Genomic DNA, 20,715 nt, shown 5'->3' on the forward strand with positions numbered 1-20,715 from the left:
GTCGCTCGGAGAACGCCAGGAGCGAACAGCCGGAACCGGCGGCCGTCGGGTCAGTGGCCCTCGGCGGTCAGGTGCTGCTCCGCGGCGTGCAGCGGGAAGCCGGCGATGCCCCGCCACGCCAGCGAGGTCAGCAGCGTCACCGCCTTGTCGCGAGGGATGCCGGAACCGCTGTTCAGCCAGTAGCGGGCGACCACCTGGGACACGCCGCCGAGGCCGACCGCGAGCAGCATCGACTCGTCCGGCGACAGATCGGTGTCCTCGGCGATCACCTCGGAGATCGCCTCGGCGCACTGCAGGCTCACCCGGTCCACGCGTTCGCGCACCGCGGGCTCGTTGGTCAGGTCGGACTCGAAGACCAGGCGGAACGCGCCGCCCTCGTCCTCCACGTACGCGAAGTAGGCGTCCATCGTCGCGGCGACCCGGAGCTTGTTGTCCGTGGTCGAGGCGAGCGCCGCCCGCACCGACTGCAGCAGCGCCTCGCAGTGCTGGTCCAACAGGGCCAGGTAGAGCTCGAGCTTCCCCGGGAAGTGCTGGTAGAGGACCGGCTTGCTGACACCCGCGCGCTCCGCGATGTCGTCCATCGCCGCAGAGTGGTAGCCCTGCGCGACGAAAACCTCCTGGGCGGCTCCGAGAAGCTGGTTCCGTCGGGCTCGGCGCGGCAGGCGCGTGCCCCGCGGGCGCGCTGCCTCTGTCTGCTCGATGGCGCTCACGCCGCCTCCCAAGTTCGATCCATGCGCGCTGTGGCGTCGCGCCCGCCATCGTACGTTTCGGTAACCCGGCTGTGCGCGGTGCGGACTCAGAATTTCACGGACCGGACGCTCAGGACAGTCGTGGGTTCAACGTTGAACAACATCAATCCGAACAAATCAATCAGAACCCATCAGCGACCATTTCAGCGATAGTCGTCCTCGTCCAGCGTCACGACCCGTGCCTGCTCGGCCGCGTCGCCCTCGCTGGCGCGGTCCTTGTCGATGTGGGTCAGCTGGTCGTCGGCGCGTTGCTGCAGTTCGGCGTGCTGCTCGGCCGCGTCTGCCTCGGGGATCTCCTCGTCGAGCACTGCGGCCTCAGCTTCCTCTGCATCCTCGGCGAACGTGTCCGGTTCGGACGGATCGGCGGTCATGAGGTTCCTCTCCGGGCCTCCGACGGATCCCTCTCCTACGAGCCTAGGAGCATGCGGAGCCCGCCGCACGCGACGCCGGGCCGAACCTGTGACGGCACACACACGCGCCCCGGCGTGATCGTCTCGTAATATCGCTCCCATGTCTTCGACCGAGCTGCCGGAAACCCGGGCCGTCGCCCCCGCCGCGCGGGCCCGCGCGGTCCGGGTCGCCGAGGGGGAGGAGCTGCGCTCCGTCGCGCTGCCCGGGCTCACGCTCACCGTCCGGGCCCGGCCCGCGGTCCGCGAGGGCCTGCCGCCCGCGCTGTACGTGCACGGCCTCGGCGGCTCCTCGCAGAACTGGTCCACGATGATGCCGCTGCTCGCCGACAAGGTCGACGGGGAGGCCCTCGATCTGCCGGGCTTCGGCGACTCGCCGCCGCCGGACGACGGCAACTACTCGGTCACCGGACACGCCCGCGCCGTCATCCGTTATCTCGACGCGGCCGACCGCGGCCCGGTCCACCTCGTCGGCAACTCGCTCGGCGGCGCCACCGTCACCCGCGTCGCCGCCGTCCGCCCCGACCTGGTGCGCACCCTCACCCTCGTCTCGCCCGCGCTTCCCGAGCTGCGCGTCCAGCGCAGCGCCTGGCCGACCGCGCTGCTCGCGGTGCCCGGCGCGGCCCCGCTGTTCGCCCGGCTCACGAAGGACTGGACGCCCGAGATGCGGGTGCGCGGGGTGCTCGGCCTCTGTTACGGAGACCCCGGACGGGTGACGCCCGAGGGTCTGCGACACGCCGTGGAGGAGATGGAGCGACGGCTCGAACTCCCGTACTTCTGGGACGCCATGGCGCGCTCCGCCCGCGGCATCGTCGACGCGTACACCCTCGGTGGCCAGCACGGACTGTGGCGGCAGGCCGAGCGGGTGCTCGCCCCGACGCTCCTCGTGTACGGCGGACGCGACCAGCTCGTCTCGTACCGTATGGCCCGCAGGGCGGCCGCGGCGTTCCGTGGGTCTAGGCTGCTGACCCTGCCGGAGGCCGGGCACGTGGCCATGATGGAGTATCCGGAGGCGGTCGCGGGGGCCGTCCGCGAACTGATCGACGACAACGACGGCGGGAGCTGACCCGGGGTGGGACGACATAGTCGCAAGGGCCCCGCTCCCCAGCCCGAACCAGGGGAGCCGGCGGCGGGGAGGCCGGGTACCGGCACCGGGCGCCGCCGCCGCGGTGCCGGCACGGCCACCGAGACGCCGCCGCGCGGCACACCGCAGTACGGCACCCCGCCGCACGGGACACCTCAGTACGGCACGCCGCCGCACGGCACCCCGCAGTACGGGACCCCCGCCCACGGCACCCCCGCGTACGGCCGGGGCCCCGGCCCGTACGGCGGCGCCCGCCCCGGCGCCGAGGTGCGCGGCGGGCACCCCCAGCACCCCGAGGGAGCCCCGCAGCCCCAGCGCTACGGCGACTGGCAGGGCACGCCCCGCCGCGCCGCCGCCCCGCAGGGTGCCGCGTCGATACCGGGACAGCGGCGCCGGCCGCGCCCCGAGGACGTCGCGGCCTTCGACACCGAACCTCTCACCGAGGACGGCACCGAGACCGACGAGCAGCCCGAGGCCGAGAGCAGGAAGGGCCGGGCCGGCCGCACCTTCACCGGCGTCGCGGCCGCCGCCGTCACCACCGTTCTCGCCGTCGTCGTCGCCGGCCAGGTCATCGACCCGGACAGCCGCTCCTCCGCCGACCGGGCCGTCGGGGACACCGGGCGCTCCGTCGAGGGCGCCGACGGGACCCGCGTCGACCGCTCGGACGACCGGGCCACCCCGTCGCAGCAGGCCCCGGTGCAGCCCGGGCCGCCCACGTACGAGCAGCTGATGACCCGCCAGTTCCCGATCGACCCGAAGCTCAAGGGGTCCGGGGACTTCGAGGCCGTGCCCGGCTTCGACAAGGCGCCCGGCAAGGGCGACAAGGTCCGGTACCGGATCGACGTCGAGAAGGGCCTCGGGCTCGACGGGAAACTGTTCGCGCAGGCCGTGCAGAAGACCCTCAACGACCCACGCAGCTGGGCCGGCAAGGGCGCGATGACCTTCGAGCGGATCTCCAGCGGGGACCCCGAGTTCGTCATCACCCTCGCCAGCCCCGGCACCACCGGCGTGTGGTGCGCCAAGTCCGGCCTGGACACCACGGTCGACAACGTGTCCTGCGACTCCGCCTCCACCCCGCGCGTGATGATCAACGCCTTCCGCTGGGCGCAGGGCGCGGAGACCTTCGGCCCGAAGGCCATGCACGCCTACCGGCAGATGCTCATCAACCACGAGGTCGGCCACCGGCTCGGCCACGGGCACGTGAACTGCCGCACCGAGGGCGCGCTCGCCCCCGTGATGCAGCAGCAGACCAAGTCCCTCGACATCGACGGCATCACGTGCCGACCCAATCCCTGGGTGCATCCCGGGAGCTGATTTCCCCACGGCCTGACGGAGCGTAGTCGCGAGAGCCCGTACCGCGACAGAACGCAACCGTGGCGGGAAAGTCACGCGCATTCACCCCTTCCGGTGGCGCGACGGACAACCGTCCGTCGCGCCACCGGCATATCCGCTTACGTTTCTTCCCGCTGCGAGTCGCCGGGGTGAACGGCGGCCGCGCTCAAGGGAGATCGGGGGTGTGTTCTCGTGCGCATCGCACTGCTCACCGAGGGTGGCTATCCGTATGCCACGGGTGAGTCCAGGCTCTGGTGCGACCGGCTGGTGCGCGGGCTCGGCCCGCACGAGTTCGACGTCTACGCCCTCGCCCGCAGCGCCCGCCAGGAGGACGCCGGCTTCGTCGACCTCCCGCAGCAGGTCCGCCGGGTCACCGCCGCGCCGCTCTGGGGCGCGGAGGACGACGGCCGCCGCCTGGGCCGCCGCGAACGCCGGTTCTTCGCCGCGCACTTCGCCGCGCTGACCGCCGGCTTCTGCGCCGCCGACGAGGCCGCCGGGGCCGCCGAGTTCACCGACGGGCTGTACGGGCTCGCCGAACTCGCCCGCGAACACGGCGGACTGCCCGCCGCGCTGCGCTCCGAGGCCGCCGTGCGCATCCTCGAGGCCGCCTGCCGCGCCCCCGGCGCACGCCGCGGCGTGCGCGACGCGGCCCTCCCCGACCACCTCGCGTTCGTAGCCCGGCTGGAGCGCTCGCTGCGCCCGCTCGCGCTCGGCTGGTACACCGAGGACACCCTCGGCGCGGCCGACCTCTGCCACGCCGCGTCCGGCGGAACGGCGGCGCTGCCCGGCCTGTTGGCCAAACGCTTCTTCGGTACTCCGCTGCTGGTCACCGAGTACGGCGTCCAGCTCCGCGCCCAGTACCTCGCCGCCTCGTCGACGACCGTCGCCGCGCCCGTACGCGCCCTGCTCGCCGCCTTCCACGGGCGGCTCGCCGCCGAGGTGTACCGGCAGGCCGCGCTGCTCACCCCCGGCAACACGCACGCCCGCCGCTGGCAGGAGCGGTGCGGCGCCGACCGCGCCAAGCTGCGCACGGTCTACCCGGGCATGGAGGCCGGCCGGTTCACCGAGGTGGGCGAGGACGACGAGGGCGCCGACCCGGCCGCGCTGGTCTGGGTCGGCCGGGTCGAGCCCGCCAAGGACCTCATCGCCCTGCTGCACGCCTTCGCCGAGGTCCGCCGCGAACAGCCCGACGCCCGGCTGCGGATCGTCGCCGTGCCCGCGCGCGAGCCCGGCGGGGACGGCTATCTCGCGCACTGCCGGGCGCTGGCCGCCCAGCTGTTCCCGGACGAGGCCGCCGACGAGTACGCCGTCGGCGACAACCCCGTCTCCTTCGAGGAGCTCGGCGGACCCGAGGCCCCGAGCCTCGCCGGTGCCTACGCCGGCGGCGCGGTCGTCGTGCTCTCCAGCGTCGTCGAGGGCTTCCCGCTCACCCTCGTCGAGGCCATGCTCTGCGCCCGGGCCACCGTCTCCACCGACGTCGGCGCGGTCGTCGAGGTCATCGGCGGCACCGGACTCGTCGTCCCGCCGCGCAACCCGCGCGCCCTCGCCGACGCCTGCCTCGCCCTGCTGCGCGACCCCGAGCGGCGCCACCGGCTCGGCGCGGCCGCCCGCGCCCGCGCGCTCGAACTCTTCACCGTCGAGCAGAACCTCGCCGCCTTCCGCGGCATCTACCTGGAACTGCTCTCCCACTCCCCGGTACGGCGGCGCACCGCCGACGGCGTCCCCTTCGGCCACCCCGCCGAGGCGTCCGTCCCCGGCCACTGGACCACCCGCAGCGCCCCCGCCGACGAGGTGAGCGCCGATGCCTGAAGGAGCCGCCCCCATGCGCGCCCCCGCCGCCGACCCGCACCCGGACGAGGCCGCCGCGCCATCCGCCGAGGCCGTGCGGGCCGCCCGGGCCGAGCCCTCCCGTGCGCCCCGGCGCGGCACCGCCGACCCCGTGAAGACGCTGCTGCACCGGCACCGGGAACTGGTCGAGCGGGCCGTCGACCCGCTGGAGATCGCCGCCGGGCTCGAGGTGCACGGGGTCACCGACCGGACCGCGGCGCGCTTCCGGCACCGGGACGTGTTCTCGCTGGCCGAGGAGCTGTACGCCCGGGTGCCGCGCGGGGACGAACCCCCGCGGGCCGCCGCGACGACCCCGGCCGAGCCGGTCGCCGCCTGGGCCGGGCTCGTGCTCGCGCCCGGGGCGGTCGCCCTGGTCGCGGGCGGGGGGCTCGTCCTGGCCCAGGGGCCGGTGCGGCTCGCCGTCGGCGTCGCCGGCGCGGTCGGGCTCGGCGTCGCCCTCGCCGCCGCCGTACGGCGCGGGCCGCTGCGCGCCACGCCGGGGCCCGCCGGCCGGACCGGCGCGCTGTGGACGCTGTGGCTCCTGGCGTACGCGCTCGGCGGCGACGGGCTCCTGCAGGCCCTGGCCACCGGCGGGCCCGACGCGCTCTGGCCGCTCGCCCCCGCCACGCTCCTGGTCCTCGCGCTCGCCGTCGCCCCCGCCGCCTGGTGCGCCCGGCTGTTCGGGGTGCGGGCCCGCCGCCGGCTCGCCGCCAGCCGGGGCCTGGACGACTTCGCGTACGGCGTGCGGCCCCTGCTGCTCGCCGCCGTCGGGCTCCAACTGCTCGCGCTCACCGCCCTGACCTGGGCCGCCGGCGCCCCGTACGGCACCGTCGCCCTCGGCACCCTGCTGCTGCTCGCCCGGCTGCTCGCCGTCCACGGGCGGGCCCGCGCGGCCGCCGCCGGGCTCGCCGCCGCCGGCGCCGCGGAGGTCCTCGCCCTGGCGGGCGTCCTCGCCGCCCGGCTCCCCGGCCTCGACCCGCTGGCCGCACCCGTCCGCGCCGCCCTGAACGCCTGGGGCCCCGGCGCGGTACCCGCCCTCGTCTGCGGCGCCGCCGCGCTCGGCCTCCTGGGCCACGCCGCGGTCGCCCTCTGCCGCGCCTCCGCGCACGCCGACGCCACCCCCTGACCCCCACCGGGTGCACCCGCGGAGCCGACGCCGCGGGCGTGCCCACCGCGAACCCGCATCCCCAAGGAGACAACACAGATGACGCCCCAACCCTTTGCACCGGCCGGTCGGCACGAAGGGGCCGCGCGATGAGGGTGCTGCTGCTCGGAGCCAACGGCTTCCTCGGCCGGTTCGTCGCCGACCGACTGCTCGCCGACCCCGCGGTGCACCTCACCGCGCTGGGCCGCGGCGACGACGCCGACGTCCGGTTCGACCTCGCCGGGGGCAGCCCCGGCGCGCTCACCCGGTTCCTGGACGCCGTCCACCCCGGCGTCGTCGTCAACTGCGCCGGCGCCACCCGCGGCGGGGCCCGCGAACTCACCCGCCACAACACCGTCGCCGTCGCCACCGTCTGCGAGGCCCTGCGCCGCAGCGGCTGCGGCGCCCGCCTGGTGCAGCTCGGCTGCGCCTCCGAGTACGGGCCCTCCCAGCCCGGCTCGTCCACCGCCGAGGAGGCGGTGCCCCGGCCCGGCGGCCCGTACGGCGTGTCCAAGCTGGCCGCCACCGAACTCGTCCTCGGCTCCGGCCTGGACGCGGTGGTGCTGCGGGTCTTCTCGCCGGTCGGACCCGGCACCCCGGCCGGCTCCCCGCTGGGCCGGCTCGCCGAGGCGATGCGCCGCGCGATGCAGTCCGGCGACTCCGAGCTGAAGCTGGCCGGCCTCGGGGTGCAGCGCGACTTCGTCGACGTACGGGACGTGGCCCGCGCCGTCCACGCCGCCTCGCTCTCCGCCGCGCAGGGCGTCGTCAACATCGGCACCGGCCGCGCCGTCCGGCTCCGCGACGCCGCCGCCGTACTCGCCAGGGTGGCCGGCTACGCCGGCGCGCTGCACGAGCTCGACGCCCCGCCGAACCGTCCCGTCATCGGCGCCCCCCGCACCGAGGCCGGCGCCGCCGTGGCCGAGCACCACGTCAGCGGCCCGCCGTACCCGTACCCGGACGGCTGCGGCCCCTGGCAGCAGGCGGACGTGCGGACCGCGCGCGACCGGCTCGGCTGGCGGCCGCGGATCAACCTTGAGGAATCCCTGGCCGACATCTGGATGGAGGCGGCATGCCGTATCTGACGACCCGCCCCGGCGTCACCGGGGCGCTCAGCGAGACCGGCGTCGGCGTCCCCGGCTACGCGCACCCGCTGCTCGCCCCGGTGGAGTGGGCCGAGCTGACCCGGCCCGGCACCCCGCTGCACTGGGCGGTGCTCAACGTGGCCGGCGGGCCGGGGGACCGGCCGGACCCGCACTGCCTGGAGGCCGCGGGGAGGCTGCGGAACGCATACAGAGGGGCCGCGCGTTGGGGGTCCCCGCGGACGGAGTCTGGGGGAGCGTCGGCCGGGGGCGGTGGTCGGGCGAGGGGCGGGCGTGTCCTGGGGCACCTGGATCTGCGGCACGGCTCGCGCGAGTTCGGCGAGATCGTCTCGGACGCCCACCGCTATCTCGACTGGTACAAGGTGGACGGCTACTACCTGGACCGCTGTCCCACGGACCGGATCGACCTGCCCGAGGTGAGGCGTGTCACAGCCACCCTGGAGGCAGTGCTCGACGGGGGAGCGCACCTGGTGCTCGGGCACGGCAGCCATCCGTACCCGGGCTATGCGGAGGTCGCCGACCAGCTGGTCACCTTCTGCGGCCCCTGGGCGGAGTACCGCTGGTCGCAGGTGGCGGAGTGGACCGCGGACTATCCGCCGCAGCGGTTCGTGCACCTCGTCCACGGTGTGCCGCGCAGCCACCTCGACGAGGCGATGCGGATCGCGCGCTGGCAGGGAGCCGGGACGATCTTCTTCACCGACCGCAGTGACCGCGCCGCGAACGGTGGTGGACAAACCGATCCATTTCAGACCCTGCCCGGCTACTGGGACGAAATCGTCTCGCGGATCGGACCGGGTGTCTCGGAATGAGAAGTCGCGTGGCAGTGTTACGGAAGGAACAACCGTACTGACATACCGACCAACGGAGTCCCCGTGTCGCTGCCACCCCTGGTCGAGCCGGCCGCCGAGCTCACCGTAGACGAGGTCCGCAGGTACTCCCGCCACCTGATCATCCCCGACGTGGGGATGGACGGGCAGAAGCGGCTGAAGAACGCCAAGGTGCTCGCCGTGGGCGCCGGCGGCCTCGGTTCGCCGGCCCTCATGTACCTGGCCGCGGCCGGTGTCGGCACGCTCGGCATCGTGGAGTTCGACGAGGTCGACGAGTCGAACCTGCAGCGCCAGATCATCCACAGCCAGGCCGACATCGGCCGCTCCAAGGCCGAGTCCGCCAAGGACTCGGTCCTGGGCATCAACCCGTACGTGAACGTGGTCCTGCACGAAGAGCGGCTCGAGGCCGACAACGTGATGGACATCTTCAGCCAGTACGACCTGATCGTCGACGGCACGGACAACTTCGCCACGCGCTACCTCGTCAACGACGCGTGCGTGCTGCTGAACAAGCCGTACGTCTGGGGCTCCATCTACCGCTTCGACGGCCAGGCCTCCGTCTTCTGGTCCGAGCACGGCCCCTGCTACCGCTGCCTCTACCCGGAGCCCCCGCCGCCGGGCATGGTCCCCTCCTGCGCCGAGGGCGGCGTGCTGGGCGTGCTCTGCGCGTCCATCGGCTCCATCCAGGTCAACGAGGCCATCAAGCTCCTCGCGGGCATCGGCGAGCCGCTGGTCGGCCGGTTGATGATCTACGACGCCCTGGAGATGCAGTACCGCCAGGTCAAGGTCCGCAAGGACCCGAACTGCGCGGTCTGCGGCGAGAACCCGACCGTCACCGAGCTCATCGACTACGAGGCCTTCTGCGGCGTCGTGTCCGAGGAGGCCCAGGAGGCGGCGCTCGGCTCCACGATCACTCCGAAGCAGCTCAAGGAGTGGATCGACGACGGCGAGAGCATCGACATCATCGACGTCCGCGAGCCGAACGAGTACGAGATCGTCTCGATCCCGGGCGCCCGGCTGATCCCGAAGAACGAGTTCCTGATGGGCAACGCCCTCCAGGACCTGCCGCAGGACAAGAAGATCGTCCTGCACTGCAAGACGGGTGTCCGCAGTGCGGAGGTCCTCGCCGTGCTGAAGTCCGCGGGCTTCGCGGACGCGGTGCACGTCGGCGGCGGCGTCATCGGCTGGGTCCACCAGATCGAGCCGGAGAAGCCGGTCTACTAGACCGCGCCCCGGCACGGGGCAGGCCCCTGCCCACCGGCACACGGAAGGCCCCGGACCTGATCACCAGGTCCGGGGCCTTCCCCGTGTGCGTCACCCGCACTTCTTGCCGTACGCGGGGACCTTCCCGTCCAGGAGGTACGCGTCGACCGTCCGCGTCACGCAGGACGACGTGCCGTACGCGCCGTGCCCGTCGCCCTCGTTGGTGACCAGCACGCCGACGCCCGCGCCGAGTTCCTTCGCCATCCGCTCGGCGCCCTCGTACGGCGTCGCCGGGTCGTTGGTGGTGCCGACGACCAGGACCGGGGCCGCGCCCGGGGCGCTCGCCTCCGGCGTCGTCCGCTCGCCCTTCACCGGCCAGTTCGCGCACCAGCCGGCCGTGTCCCAGGCCAGGAACTCGCCGAAGACCGGCGACAGCCCGCGGAACTCCGGCAGCAGCGCCCGCGCCTGGGCCGCCGTCGGCCGCTCGGCGGAGTCGGCGCAGGAGATCGCCCGCTGGGCGTGGCTCTGGGTGCCGTAGTGCCCGTCCGGCTCGCGGTCGTTGTAGAAGTCGGCGAGCCGCAGCAGCTCCGAGCCGTCGCCGTTCTCCGCCTTCTGCAGCGCGGAGGTCAGCATCGGCCAGCTCTCCTCCGAGTACAGCGGCATCACGATGCCGGTGACCGCCAGACCGTCGGTCAGCCTGCGGTCGCCGACCGGCAGCGGGCTGCGGTCGAGGCGCTTCAGCAGGGCGGCGATCCGGGCGGTGCCGGCCTTCGGGGACTCGCCCCGGCCCTGCAGATAGCTCTCCAGGGCCCGCTGGAAGCCGACGGTCTGGTTGCGGGCGTGCCCGACGTTGTCGGCGGTCGGGTCGACGACCGCGTCGAGGACCGCGCGGCCCACGTTCTTCGGGAACAGGTGGGCGTAGGTGCCGCCCAGCTCGGTGCCGTACGAGATGCCGAAGTAGTTCAGCTTCGCGTCGCCGAGGACGTGCCGGACCAGGTCCAGGTCGCGGGCGGTGTTGCTGGTGGTGGTGTGCGCGATGGTCTTCCCGGAGCGGCGGGCGCAGCCCGCGCCGAACGCGGTGCCGTCGGCGAGGAACGCGGCCTCCTCGGCCGGGGTGTCCGGGGTGACGTCGGTGCCCGCCTCGGACGCCGCCTGCTCCCTGTCGTCCCGGCAGATCACCGCGCCGCTGCGGCCGACGCCGCGCGGGTCGAAGCCGACCAGGTCGTACCGCTCGTTCAGCTTGTCGTACTCGGCGGCGGCGCGCGGCAGGCCGGCCACACCGGAGGCGCCGGGGCCGCCGAAGTTGAAGAGCAGCGAGCCGAGGCGGCGGTCCTTGTCGCGGGCCTCCTTGCGGATCAGCGCGACGGACATGGTCTCGCCGGCCGGCCTGTCGTAGTCCAGCGGCACCGTCACATCGGCGCAGCGCCAGTCCCGGCCGGGCTTCCGGCCGCCCTCGGGGGCGGGGCAGGAACGCCACTCGGGGCGCTGGCCGGTGAGCGCGGCGGGCAGCCCGGCGGCGGGGGAGTTCTTCGACGGAGTCCCCGCGGGCGGTGTCGCGGCGGAGTCCCCGCCCCCGCTCGTACACCCGGCGAGCAGCAACGCGGCGGCGAGGGCCGCCGTGCCCCGTATCCGTATGGACGTGGACATGGACTTGGGCATGTGTCGAACGACCCCCCGTGGCCCCGTGCGGATGACTAGCGGCAGACGGTACCAGCGGCCGGGACCCGGCCGTTCAGGAGGTACGCGTCGGTCGCCCGCTTCACGCAGGTGTTGCCGCTCGTGTAGGCGCCGTGGCCCTCGCCCTGGAACGTCATCTCCACGCCGACGCCCTCGCCGAGCGCCTCGACCATGGCGCGCGCGCCCGCGTACGGGGTGGCCGGGTCGCCGGTGGTGCCGATGACGAGGATCGGGGCGGATCCGGGCGCCGAGACGTCCGGGTGCTCGAAGGTGCCGGGCACCGGCCACTGCGAGCAGGACGACAGCGCCCAGCCCATGTAGTCGCCGAAGACGGGGGAGGCCTCGCGGAACTCGGGCAGCTTCGCCTTCGCCTGGTCGAGGCTGTAACGCTCCTTGAAGTCCACGCAGTTGACGGCCGCGTTGGCCGCCTGGATGTTGCTGTACTGGCCCTGCTCGTTGCGGCCGTTCATCGAGTCGGACAGGGCGAGCAGCAGTCCGCCCTGTCCGGCGTCGGCCTCGTCGAGGCCCTGCTCCAGGTAGGTCCAGTACTCCTTCGAGTACAGGGCCTGCGCGATGCCGTTGGTGGCCTGGGTCTGCGTCAGCTCCCGGTCGCCGATGCCGGGGATCGGCTTCTTGTCGAGCTCGGCGAGCAGACCGGTGATGAACGCCTCGACCTCGGCGACGGAGCCGCCGGGCAGTTGGCAGTCGTCGCCGCGGGCGACGCAGTCCTCGGCGAAGTTGTCCAGCGCGAGCTGGAAGCCGCGGGCCTGGCCGAGGGCTCCGTCGAGGGTGCCGGCGTTGGGGTCGACGACCGCGTCGAAGACGGCGCGGCCCACGTTCTTCGGGAACTGGTGGGCGTAGACGCCGCCGAGTTCGGTGCCGTACGAGATGCCGAAGTAGTACAGCTTGTCGTCGCCGAGGACCTGGCGCATCAGGTCCATGTCGCGGGCCGCGTTCTCGGTGCCGACGTGCGGGAGGGCGGGGCCGGAGTTCCTCTCGCAGGCGGCCGCGTACTTCTTCTGGTTGTCGCCGAGGGTGGTCTGCTCGGCGGCGTCGTCGGGGGTGGCGTCCTCGGCGTAGTACGCGTCGAGCGCGCGGTCGTCGAGGCACTCGACGGGCTCGCTGCGGCCGACGCCGCGCGGGTCGAAGGAGACCAGGTCGTAGCGGGAGCGCAGGGACTCGAACTCGGCGCCGAAGGACGGCAGGGCGGTGACGCCGGAGCCGCCGGGCCCGCCGAAGTTGAAGATCAGCGAACCGATCCGGTTCCCGGCGTCACGCGCCTTCGCGCGGATCAGCGCCAGCTCGATGGTCTCGCCGCCGGGGTCGCCGTAGTCGAGCGGCACCTCCATGAACGCGCACTCCCAGGCCGCCCCGCCGGGCAGCGGCGAGGGCGCGGGCCCGCCGCCCTCGGCCGCGGACGGCGGCGGACAGGCCGCCCACTCGGGCGTCTGCCCGGCGAGCTCCGCCAGGGCGGCGGCGTTCGGGGTGGCCCCGTCGCTCGCGGACCCGCCCCCGTCGTCCGAACACCCGCCGACGAGCAGTGCGACGACGGAGACGGCGGCCAGGGCGACACGACGAGGCGCATGCGACATAGGCCCATCCTGAGCGCGCCGTCCGTCCCCCGCACCCGCAGATCCGACATACGGGGTGCCCTAGAGCGCTTCCCTCTTGGTCAGCCAGTTGAAGCACAGCCACCCCGGCAGCACCGGCAGCCACAGCGTCAGCAGACGGAACAGCAGGACGGCCGGCGTCGCCACGTGGATCGGCAGTCCCACCGCGACCAGACCGAAGGTCAGCGCACCCTCGACCGCGCCCACACCGCCCGGCGTCGGCGCCGCCGAGCCGATCGCGTTGCCCGCGAGGAACACGACCGCGACGCTCGCGAAGCTCAGCGTCTCCGCCTCGCCCTGCCCGAAGGCCCGGATCGACGCGTCCAGGCACAGCACGAACACGCCCGTGAGCAGCAGCATCCCGCCGATGCCGGTGACCAGCTTCAACGGCCGCTGGAGCACGTCCAGCATGCGCGGCACCACGCCCGCGAACAGCGACCGCAGCCGCGTCGAGACGAACTTCCGCATGTACGGGATCGCCGTCACCACCAGGACCAGCACCGCGACCGTCAGCAGACCCGCGATCACCGTCCGGGACGGTGTGAACGACTGCGACTTCTCCGTGCCCGTCAGATAGCCGAAGGCGAGCAGCAGCAGGATGTGCGCCCCGAGCCCGAACAGCTGCGACGCGCCCACGCTTGCCACCGCGAGCCCCGGCCGCACCCCGGACCGCTGCAGGAAGCGGGTGTTCAGCGCCACTCCGCCCACCGCCGCCGGGGCGACGATCTTCACGAACGAGCCGGCGACCTGCGCCACCACCGTCCGCCAGAACGACACCCGCTCCGGCACGAAGCCCAGCAGGCTCATCGCCGCCGCGATGTAGCTGAGCGCGGAGAACAGCACCGCCGCCGCGACCCAGCCCCAGTTCGCCTCGGCGATCGTGGACAGCGGGGTCCGGGCGATCTGCGAGAGCAGGAAGTACGCGGCGACCGCGCCCGCGATCAGACTGACCAGCGTCCGCGGCTTGATCCGCTCCAGGCGGACCGGCTCCACCGGCGCCTGCGGCCGGATCAGCAGCACCTGCTGGCGGATCTGCGCCAGCAGATCCTCCTCGCGGGCCTCGTCGAGCGCGGTGTCGAGCGCCCGCTTCTCCGCCCGCTTGTCGGCCTGCTTCTCGGCCCGCACCGCCGCCCGTACGGCCTTCCGGTCGGCCTTCGTGGTCGGCTCGGGCACCGCACCGCCCGCCTCCACGCTCTCCGCCCGCGCCCGCTTCGCCGCCTCGGACGCCTCCAGGACCGCCTCGCGCTCGCGCTTCGACCGCTCCCGCGCCAGCCGGCGCAGCTCCGCGCGGGTGGAGCGGGTGAGCGCGATCGGCTGCAGCAGCGGCAGACAGTCGGCGATCGCGTCCGGACCGAGGACCTCCACCGCCGCGGCGACCACGCGCTCCGGGCCGACCCGCAGGCCGAGGGTGGTGAGCAGCTGCGCGATGTCCATCCGCAGCACCAGGTCGCCGGCGGCGATCTCCCCGCCGCTCAGATCCGTCAGGATCACGTTGCCGGAACGATCCACCAGAATCGCGTCGCCCGCGAGCCTGCGGTGCGCGATCCGGCGCGACTGGAGGGCCTTCACCTGACGCCAGGCGCTGCGCACCAGCTCGTCGGTGACCTCCTTGTCCTCCAGCGCGTCCAGGGGCCGCCCGCCGAGGTGCTCGTACACGAGCATCACGGCGTCGGGGCCGAGCTCGGAGGTGGCGATCAGCTTCGGCGCGTTCGCCCCGGCGGCGATCGCCGCGTACGCGAGCAGCGCCTCCTGCTCCAGGGCCTGGCGCAGCGAGACGATCGAGCGGCGGGTGGTGATCGCGCGCAGCGTGAGGCGTCGCCACACCCGGTAGAAGAAGCCGTGCGCCTGCTGCTCGCGGTCGACGACGGTGACGTCGAGCGGCGGTCCGTCCTCCAGGGTCACGATGTAGCGGCGGCCCCGGTCCCCGTGCTCGGCGTGGTCCGGCAGACCCTCCGTGCGCAGCGCGGTGACCGGCCGGAAACCGACCCGGCGCAGGCCCGCGAGCAGCGTCTGCCCGGTGGGGCGGACGTTGGGCGAGCCGACCGTGTAGAGCGTGCCGTACGCCACGGTCCAGCCGATCAGCACGGTCAGGATGATCGAGAACGCGGTGGTGTAGCCGGCGACCAGCATGGTGAAGGCGTCGAGCAGCAGGACGAACCAGAGCACGACCCGCCAGCGCGGTCTTCGTGCCATGCCCACGGCGGTCATGTACGCGATCACCGGCGCGAGATAGCCGTGCACCGGGTCGGTCAGCCCGCCGCCCGCGGACGGCTGGGTCAGCGCGTCCTGGATGGTGCCGGGCGCGGCCCGGGCCACCCACAGGTCGGTGGCGAGCGTGACGCCGTGCGCGAGGACGGCCGCGAGCACGCCGTCGGCGATCCGCAGCCCGTCACGTTTGATCAGCCGCTCGATGGCGAAGGCGACCGGCACGAGCAGCACGGCGATGGACGACACCAGGCCGGCGATCTTGACGAAGACGTCCGGCGCGCCGGTCGTCCCCTTGTTGATGTCCTGCTCCAGACCCGAGGTGGTGCCGTGGGCGAACGCGGCGATGGCCAGGACGAGGGCGATGGCGAGCACGCCGATCAGCGCCCGCAGCAGGTCGGAGGGGCGGTGCACGCGCGCGGCGAGCAGGGGCTCGTCGCCCGAGACCCGCTCGCTGGGCTCCTCGGGCCCCGCGGGTACGTCGGGCTGCCGGGCCTCCTCAGGAGGCTCCGCGTCGTGCCCCATCACCATGTTCGTGATCTCTTCTTGTCGCTCTTGATCTCGTATCACCAGTCACCGCCCGGACGATGGTGGCACGGGAACCGGTGTCGCGGAGGCATCAGGGGGTTGTCGGTGCGGTGCGGCAGGATGTGCCGGATGACGGACGAGGAGCTTTCCGCACACCTTCCCGAGTATGCGGAGCGGGTGCTGGACGTCGCCGAGCTGATTCCGCCCGGCCGGGTGATGACCTACGGAGACGTCGCCGAATGGCTCGGCGAGGGCGGCCCGCGGCAGGTGGGCCGTGTGATGGCACTGTACGGCGGAGCGGCCCCCTGGTGGCGGGTGGTGCGCGCCGACGGCCGGCTGCTGCCCGGTCACGAGCAGCGGGCGCTCGGCCACTACCGGGAGGAGGGCACCCCGCTGAAGGAGGCGTCCCGCTCCGCGGAGGACCACCTGCCGAAGATCGACATGCGGCGGGCGCGGTGGGACGGCGTGACGGAGGACACGGCGGGCACGGAGGACGTACGGGGATGAGTCCCCCGGCCGGTACGGGATTCCCGTAAGGTCGTCTGCTCGGCACCGTCCCGTGAACATCCGCGCACCCTTCATCTTCTGCATCCCCACCAGGACCGGCGATCCACGTGAGTTCCTCCTCCACCACCAGGCGTACGCCGTACTCGGCTGCGGCACGCCCGAGGACTCATGGCGTGTACCGGCTGGTCCGGACGGCGCCCGCCGCCGTGCGTCCCCCTCAGCTGGACGCAGCGCAACGGGGTGTGGTTGAGCACCGCGGCGGTCCGCTGCTCGTCCTCGCCGGACCGGGCACCGGGAAGACGACGACGCTGGTCGAGGCGGTCGCGGCGCGGATCGAGGCGGGCGCGGATCCGGAGCGGATCCTCGTCCTCACCTTCAGCCGCAAGGCGGCGGTCGAGCTGCGCGACCGGATGACCGCGCGGCTGCGTGGGCGGCGCGCCCCGCAGGCGACGACCTTCCACTCCTACTGTTACGCGCTGGTCCGCGCCCACCAGGACGCCGACCTGTTCGCCGAGCCGCTGCGGCTGCTGTCCGGACCCGAGCAGGACGTGGCCGTGCGCGAGCTGCTGGCCGGCCAGCTGGACCTGGAGCGGGAGGGCCTGGCCCGGATCCGCTGGCCCGACGAACTGCGGGCCTGCCTGACGACGCGCGGCTTCGCCGACGAGGTGCGCGCGGTGCTGGCCCGCTCCCGCGAGCTGGGCCTCGGGCCGAAGGCCCTGGGCGACTTCGCGGCGCGGGTGGGGCGGCCGGACTGGAAGGCCGCGGCCGGCTTCCTGGCCGAGTACCTGGACGTGCTCGACATGCAGGGCGTCCTCGACTACGCGGAGCTGGTGCACCGGGCGGTGCTGCTGGCGGAGCGGGGGCCGGGGGCGCTGCCGGAGTACGACGCGGTGTTCGTGGACGAGTACCAGGACACCGACCCGTCGCAGGTACGGCTGCTCCGGGCGATCGCGGGCAAGGCAGGAGGCGCCGCGCGATGGGGGTCCCCCCGGACGGAGTCCGGGGGAGCGTCCGTGGGGGGTGGCGGTCGGGCGACGGGCGGGAGGACGCTGGTCGCCTTCGGCGACCCCGACCAGTCGATCTACGCGTTCCGCGGCGCGGACGTCAACGGCATCCTGGACTTCGAGGACACGTTCCGGGGCGCGGACGTGCACGTCCTGACGACGAACCGCCGCGCGGGTACGGAACTCCTGGCGGCGACCCGCCTCCTCACCCGGCGGATGCCGCTGCCCCGCCTCCCGCACGACAAGACCCGCGCCCACCGCGAACCGGCCGCGGTCCGCGAGGGCGGCCGGGTGGAGGCGTACACCTACCCCACGCCGTCCACCGAGGTCGACAACATCGCGGACCTGCTCCGCCGCGCCCACCTGGAGGACGGGGTCCCCTGGTCCGACATGGCCGTCCTGGTCCGCGCGGCCTCCCTGATCCCCTCCCTCCGCCGCGCCCTGACGACGGCCGGCGTCCCCCTGGAGACCGACACCGCGGACACCCCCCTCCGCCACGAACCGGCGGTGACCCCCCTGCTGCTGGCGCTGAGGGCGACGGCGGGAGGGGGGCCGGACGGGGCGGAGGGCCGGGCGGACGAGGAGCCGGAGGCCGACGCGACGGAGGCGGATACGGAGGCGGACGGGGCCGATGCGCCCGGCGAGGCGGAGGAGCAGGGGACTGAAACCGGTGCCGGCACCGGGGCCTGGCTCGATGTCGAGACCGCGCTCGAACTGCTCGCCTCCCCGCTCGCCGCCATGGACCCCGCCGACCTCCGCCGGCTCGGGCGGGCGTTGCGCGACGAGGAGCGGGTGGCCGGGGTGAAGGTGCCCGCGCCGTCCGACGTGCTGCTCGCGCGGGCGCTCGCCGAGCCCGAGCGGCTCGTCGCGCACGACCCGGCGTACGCGCGCGGCGCGCAGCGGCTCGGCGACCTGCTGCGCCGGACGCGCGAGCTGCTGGCCCGCGGCGGCTCCGCCGAGGAGGCGCTCTGGCTGCTGTGGAACGGCACCCCGTGGCCCGCCCGCCTGGAGCGCGCCGCCCTGCGTGGCGGCGCGGCCGGGCGGAACGCGGACCGGGACCTGGACGCGGTGTGCGCGCTGTTCGAGACGGCCGCCCGCGCCGAGGACCGGGTCGGCGGCCGCGGCGCGCTGAACTTCCTGGAGGAGCTCGACGCCCAGGACATCGCCGCCGACACCCTGACCCGCCGCCAGGCCCGCCCCGACGCCGTACGCCTGATGACCGCCCACCGGGCGAAGGGCCTGGAATGGGGCCTGGTCGTGGTGGCCGGCGTCCAGGAGGGCCTCTGGCCCGACCTCCGCCGCCGCGGCTCCCTCCTGGAGGCCGACCGCATCGGCCGCGACGGCATCGCCGAGCCGCTCACCCCCGGCGCGCTGCTCGCCGAGGAGCGCAGGCTCTTCTACGTGGCCGCCACCCGCGCCCGGCACCGCCTGGTCGTCACCGCGGTGAAGGCCCCGGCCGACGACGGCGACCAGCCCTCGCGCTTCCTCACCGAACTCGGCGTCGAGCCCAAGGACGTCCCCGGCCGCCCCCGCCGCCCCCTCGCCGTCGCCGCGCTGGTGGCGGAACTGCGCGCCACCACCGTCGACCCGGCGGCCTCCGACGCGCTGCGCGCCGCCGCGGCCGAGCGGCTGGCCCGGCTCGCCGCGCTGACCGACGACGACGGCCAGCCGCTCGTACCGGCCGCCCACCCGGACCGCTGGTGGGGCCTGTTCGAACCCACGCGCAGCACGGTCCCGCTGCGCGACCGTGACCGCCCGGTCGCGCTCTCCGGCTCCGCGCTCGCCCAGCTCGCCGACACCTGTGCGCTGCAGTGGTTCCTGGGCCGCGAGGTGAAGGCCGACACCCCCGCCTCCGCCGCCCAGGGCTTCGGCAACGTCGTCCACGTCCTCGCCGACGAGGTCGCCTCCGGCCGTACACCGGCCGACCTCGACGTCCTGATGGCCCGCCTCGACTCGGTCTGGGACGGCCTCGCGTTCGACGCCCCGTGGAAGTCGGAGCAGGAGAAGGCGAACGCCCGGACCGCCCTGGAGCGGTTCCTGCGCTGGCACGTCATGGACCGCGCCGGCCGTACCCCGGCAGCGACCGAGCACGACTTCGACGTCACCCTCGAAGCGGGCGCGTACGAGGTCCGCATCCGCGGCTCCATGGACCGCGTCGAGCAGGACGACCAGGGCCGCGCGTACGTCGTCGACTTCAAGACCGGCAAGTCCGCGCCGACGAAGGACGAGGTCGCCCGGCACCCGCAGCTCGCGGTGTACCAGCTCGCGGTCCGCGAGGGCGCGGTCGACGAGGTCTTCGGCGGCCGGCGCCCCGAGCCCGGCGGCGCCGAACTGGTCCAGCTCCGCCAGGCCGCCGCGAAGAAGGAGGGCGGCGAGGCGCTCCCGAAGATCCAGGCGCAGGAGCCCCTGGAGGGCGAGTGGGTCGGCGACCTCCTCGCCACCGCCGCCGGCCGCGTCCTCGACGAACGCTTCACCCCCACCGCGGGCCAGCACTGCACCACCTGCACCTTCCGCACCTCCTGCAGCGCCCGCCCGGAAGGCCGGCACGTGGTGGAGTGACCTCCCGGAGTCGCGGGGCTGTGCCGTTCGGGTGACGCTGGTGGTCGGGCATCGCGGGGGGTGTGCGCGAGGAGGACCGAGGTATGGCGTCGCAACGGAAGCTCCGGACCGGCGTGGCCGCCGTCTGCGCGGTCGTGACGGTCGGCGGAGTCGGCGGGTGTTCGCAGTTCGACCTCGTACGGGCGGACGCGGACGCCGTGCCCGTGGCCGTCGCGCCGACGCCGTCACCCTCGCCCGACCCGTTCAAGGGACTGAGCGCGGACGAGATCGCCGAGCGGGCCGTGGACGCGACGACCTCCGCGAAGTCCCTGCGGATGACCGGGCGGGTCTCCGCCGAGGGGCAGCCGGTCAACGTCGACTTCTCGGTGAACGACCGCGCCGAGTGCACCGGCCGGCTCACCGTCGAGGGCGGCATCGCCGAGGTGCGGCAGAAGGACAAGGTCGCGTACATGAAGGGCGACGAGAAGTTCTGGCGCGTCTCCATGACCGCCCAGGGCCTCCCGCCCGCCCAGATCGAGGCCACCCTCGAACTCCTCAAGGGCCGCTGGGTGAAGTTCGCCGCCGGCCAGCCCGGCAGCGCGGAACTCGCCGGCGTGTGCGATCTCGAAGCCCTGCTCGCCGACCTCGAACAGGACGAGGCCGCCCGCACCGGAATGACCCGCGCCAAGGACGGCAGGATCGGCAGCACGCCGACCGCCACGCTCGTCAAGCAGAAGGCCGACGCCGGGGGGTCCCCCCATGGACGAAGTCCTAGGGGGAGTACGACCGTCTCGGTCGCCATGAAGGGCAAGCCCTACATCCTCCGCATCGTCAGGACCGGTGGCGAGGACCCCGGCACGATCCGCTTCTCCGCCTTCGACAAGCCCGTGAAGGTCGTCACACCGCCCGCCGACGAGACGATCGATCTGAGCAGGCTGACCCCGGCAGCCCCGCCCACCGCCGCCTGATCGCC

General features: G+C 74.1%; 15 protein-coding genes. 10 read left to right on the forward strand and 5 right to left on the reverse strand.

The window, feature by feature from the left end:
- Positions 1-50: 50 nt before the first annotated feature.
- Both ABZO31_RS22135 and ABZO31_RS22140 read right to left on the reverse strand, forming a co-directional pair.
- Positions 51-710: a TetR/AcrR family transcriptional regulator gene (locus ABZO31_RS22135; protein WP_406862997.1), complete on the reverse strand. Its 660-nt coding sequence runs from the start codon at positions 708-710 to the stop codon at positions 51-53.
- 182 nt (positions 711-892) lie between these two features.
- Positions 893-1,120, reverse strand: coding sequence for a hypothetical protein (locus ABZO31_RS22140; protein WP_406862998.1), 228 nt, complete (start codon positions 1,118-1,120; stop codon positions 893-895).
- Between the two features lie 139 nt (positions 1,121-1,259).
- Here ABZO31_RS22140 and ABZO31_RS22145 point away from each other — a divergent pair, with 139 nt between their 5' ends.
- The 7 genes from ABZO31_RS22145 to moeZ all read left to right on the forward strand — a co-directional run bounded on the left by ABZO31_RS22145 (position 1,260) and on the right by moeZ (position 9,694).
- Complete coding sequence (locus tag ABZO31_RS22145; RefSeq protein WP_406862999.1) at positions 1,260-2,222, forward strand: alpha/beta fold hydrolase; 963 nt, start codon at positions 1,260-1,262, stop codon at positions 2,220-2,222.
- Between the two features lie 6 nt (positions 2,223-2,228).
- A complete protein-coding gene (locus ABZO31_RS22150; protein WP_406863000.1) occupies positions 2,229-3,554 on the forward strand; it encodes a DUF3152 domain-containing protein in 1,326 nt (441 codons plus the stop codon).
- A gap of 210 nt (positions 3,555-3,764) precedes the next feature.
- On the forward strand, positions 3,765-5,381 hold the full coding sequence (locus tag ABZO31_RS22155; RefSeq protein WP_406863001.1) for a DUF3492 domain-containing protein: 1,617 nt from the start codon (positions 3,765-3,767) through the stop codon (positions 5,379-5,381).
- 13 nt (positions 5,382-5,394) lie between these two features.
- Positions 5,395-6,525 (forward strand): hypothetical protein, encoded by a 1,131-nt coding sequence (locus ABZO31_RS22160; protein ID WP_406863002.1) that lies wholly within the window; start codon positions 5,395-5,397, stop codon positions 6,523-6,525.
- A gap of 128 nt (positions 6,526-6,653) precedes the next feature.
- Positions 6,654-7,625 carry an NAD-dependent epimerase/dehydratase family protein gene (locus ABZO31_RS22165; protein ID WP_406863003.1) on the forward strand — a complete coding sequence of 324 codons (972 nt, stop codon included), beginning with the start codon at positions 6,654-6,656 and terminating at the stop codon, positions 7,623-7,625.
- Positions 7,613-8,452, forward strand: coding sequence for a spherulation-specific family 4 protein (locus tag ABZO31_RS22170; protein WP_406863004.1), 840 nt, complete (start codon positions 7,613-7,615; stop codon positions 8,450-8,452). Before ABZO31_RS22165 ends, ABZO31_RS22170 begins: the two co-directional genes overlap by 13 nt.
- Before the next feature lie 63 nt (positions 8,453-8,515).
- Positions 8,516-9,694, forward strand: a complete 1,179-nt coding sequence (gene moeZ / locus ABZO31_RS22175; protein WP_406863005.1) for an adenylyltransferase/sulfurtransferase MoeZ — start codon at positions 8,516-8,518, stop codon at positions 9,692-9,694.
- A 90-nt stretch (positions 9,695-9,784) separates the two neighbouring features.
- Here moeZ and ABZO31_RS22180 read toward each other — a convergent pair whose 3' ends face one another.
- From ABZO31_RS22180 to ABZO31_RS22190, 3 genes are read right to left on the reverse strand one after another with little or no spacing between them, the layout of a single operon-like run.
- Complete coding sequence (locus ABZO31_RS22180; protein ID WP_406863006.1) at positions 9,785-11,320, reverse strand: alpha/beta hydrolase; 1,536 nt, start codon at positions 11,318-11,320, stop codon at positions 9,785-9,787.
- A gap of 47 nt (positions 11,321-11,367) precedes the next feature.
- Entirely contained in the window at positions 11,368-12,942 is a 1,575-nt protein-coding gene (locus ABZO31_RS22185) for an alpha/beta hydrolase (RefSeq protein WP_406863007.1), read from the reverse strand.
- Positions 12,943-13,002: 60 nt separating this feature from the next.
- A complete protein-coding gene (locus ABZO31_RS22190) occupies positions 13,003-15,696 on the reverse strand; it encodes a lysylphosphatidylglycerol synthase domain-containing protein (RefSeq protein WP_406863008.1) in 2,694 nt (897 codons plus the stop codon).
- A gap of 117 nt (positions 15,697-15,813) precedes the next feature.
- Here ABZO31_RS22190 and ABZO31_RS22195 point away from each other — a divergent pair, with 117 nt between their 5' ends.
- From ABZO31_RS22195 to ABZO31_RS22205, 3 genes are all read left to right on the forward strand, one after another.
- Positions 15,814-16,200: an MGMT family protein gene (locus ABZO31_RS22195; RefSeq protein ID WP_406863009.1), complete on the forward strand. Its 387-nt coding sequence runs from the start codon at positions 15,814-15,816 to the stop codon at positions 16,198-16,200.
- Positions 16,201-16,307: 107 nt separating this feature from the next.
- Positions 16,308-19,763 (forward strand): ATP-dependent helicase, encoded by a 3,456-nt coding sequence (locus ABZO31_RS22200; RefSeq protein ID WP_406863010.1) that lies wholly within the window; start codon positions 16,308-16,310, stop codon positions 19,761-19,763.
- Between the two features lie 83 nt (positions 19,764-19,846).
- Complete coding sequence (locus tag ABZO31_RS22205; protein ID WP_406863011.1) at positions 19,847-20,710, forward strand: hypothetical protein; 864 nt, start codon at positions 19,847-19,849, stop codon at positions 20,708-20,710.
- The last annotated feature ends 5 nt before the right edge of the window (positions 20,711-20,715 follow it).

Source organism: Streptomyces solicamelliae (assembly GCF_045348655.1).
Lineage (GTDB): Bacteria > Actinomycetota > Actinomycetes > Streptomycetales > Streptomycetaceae > Streptomyces > Streptomyces solicamelliae.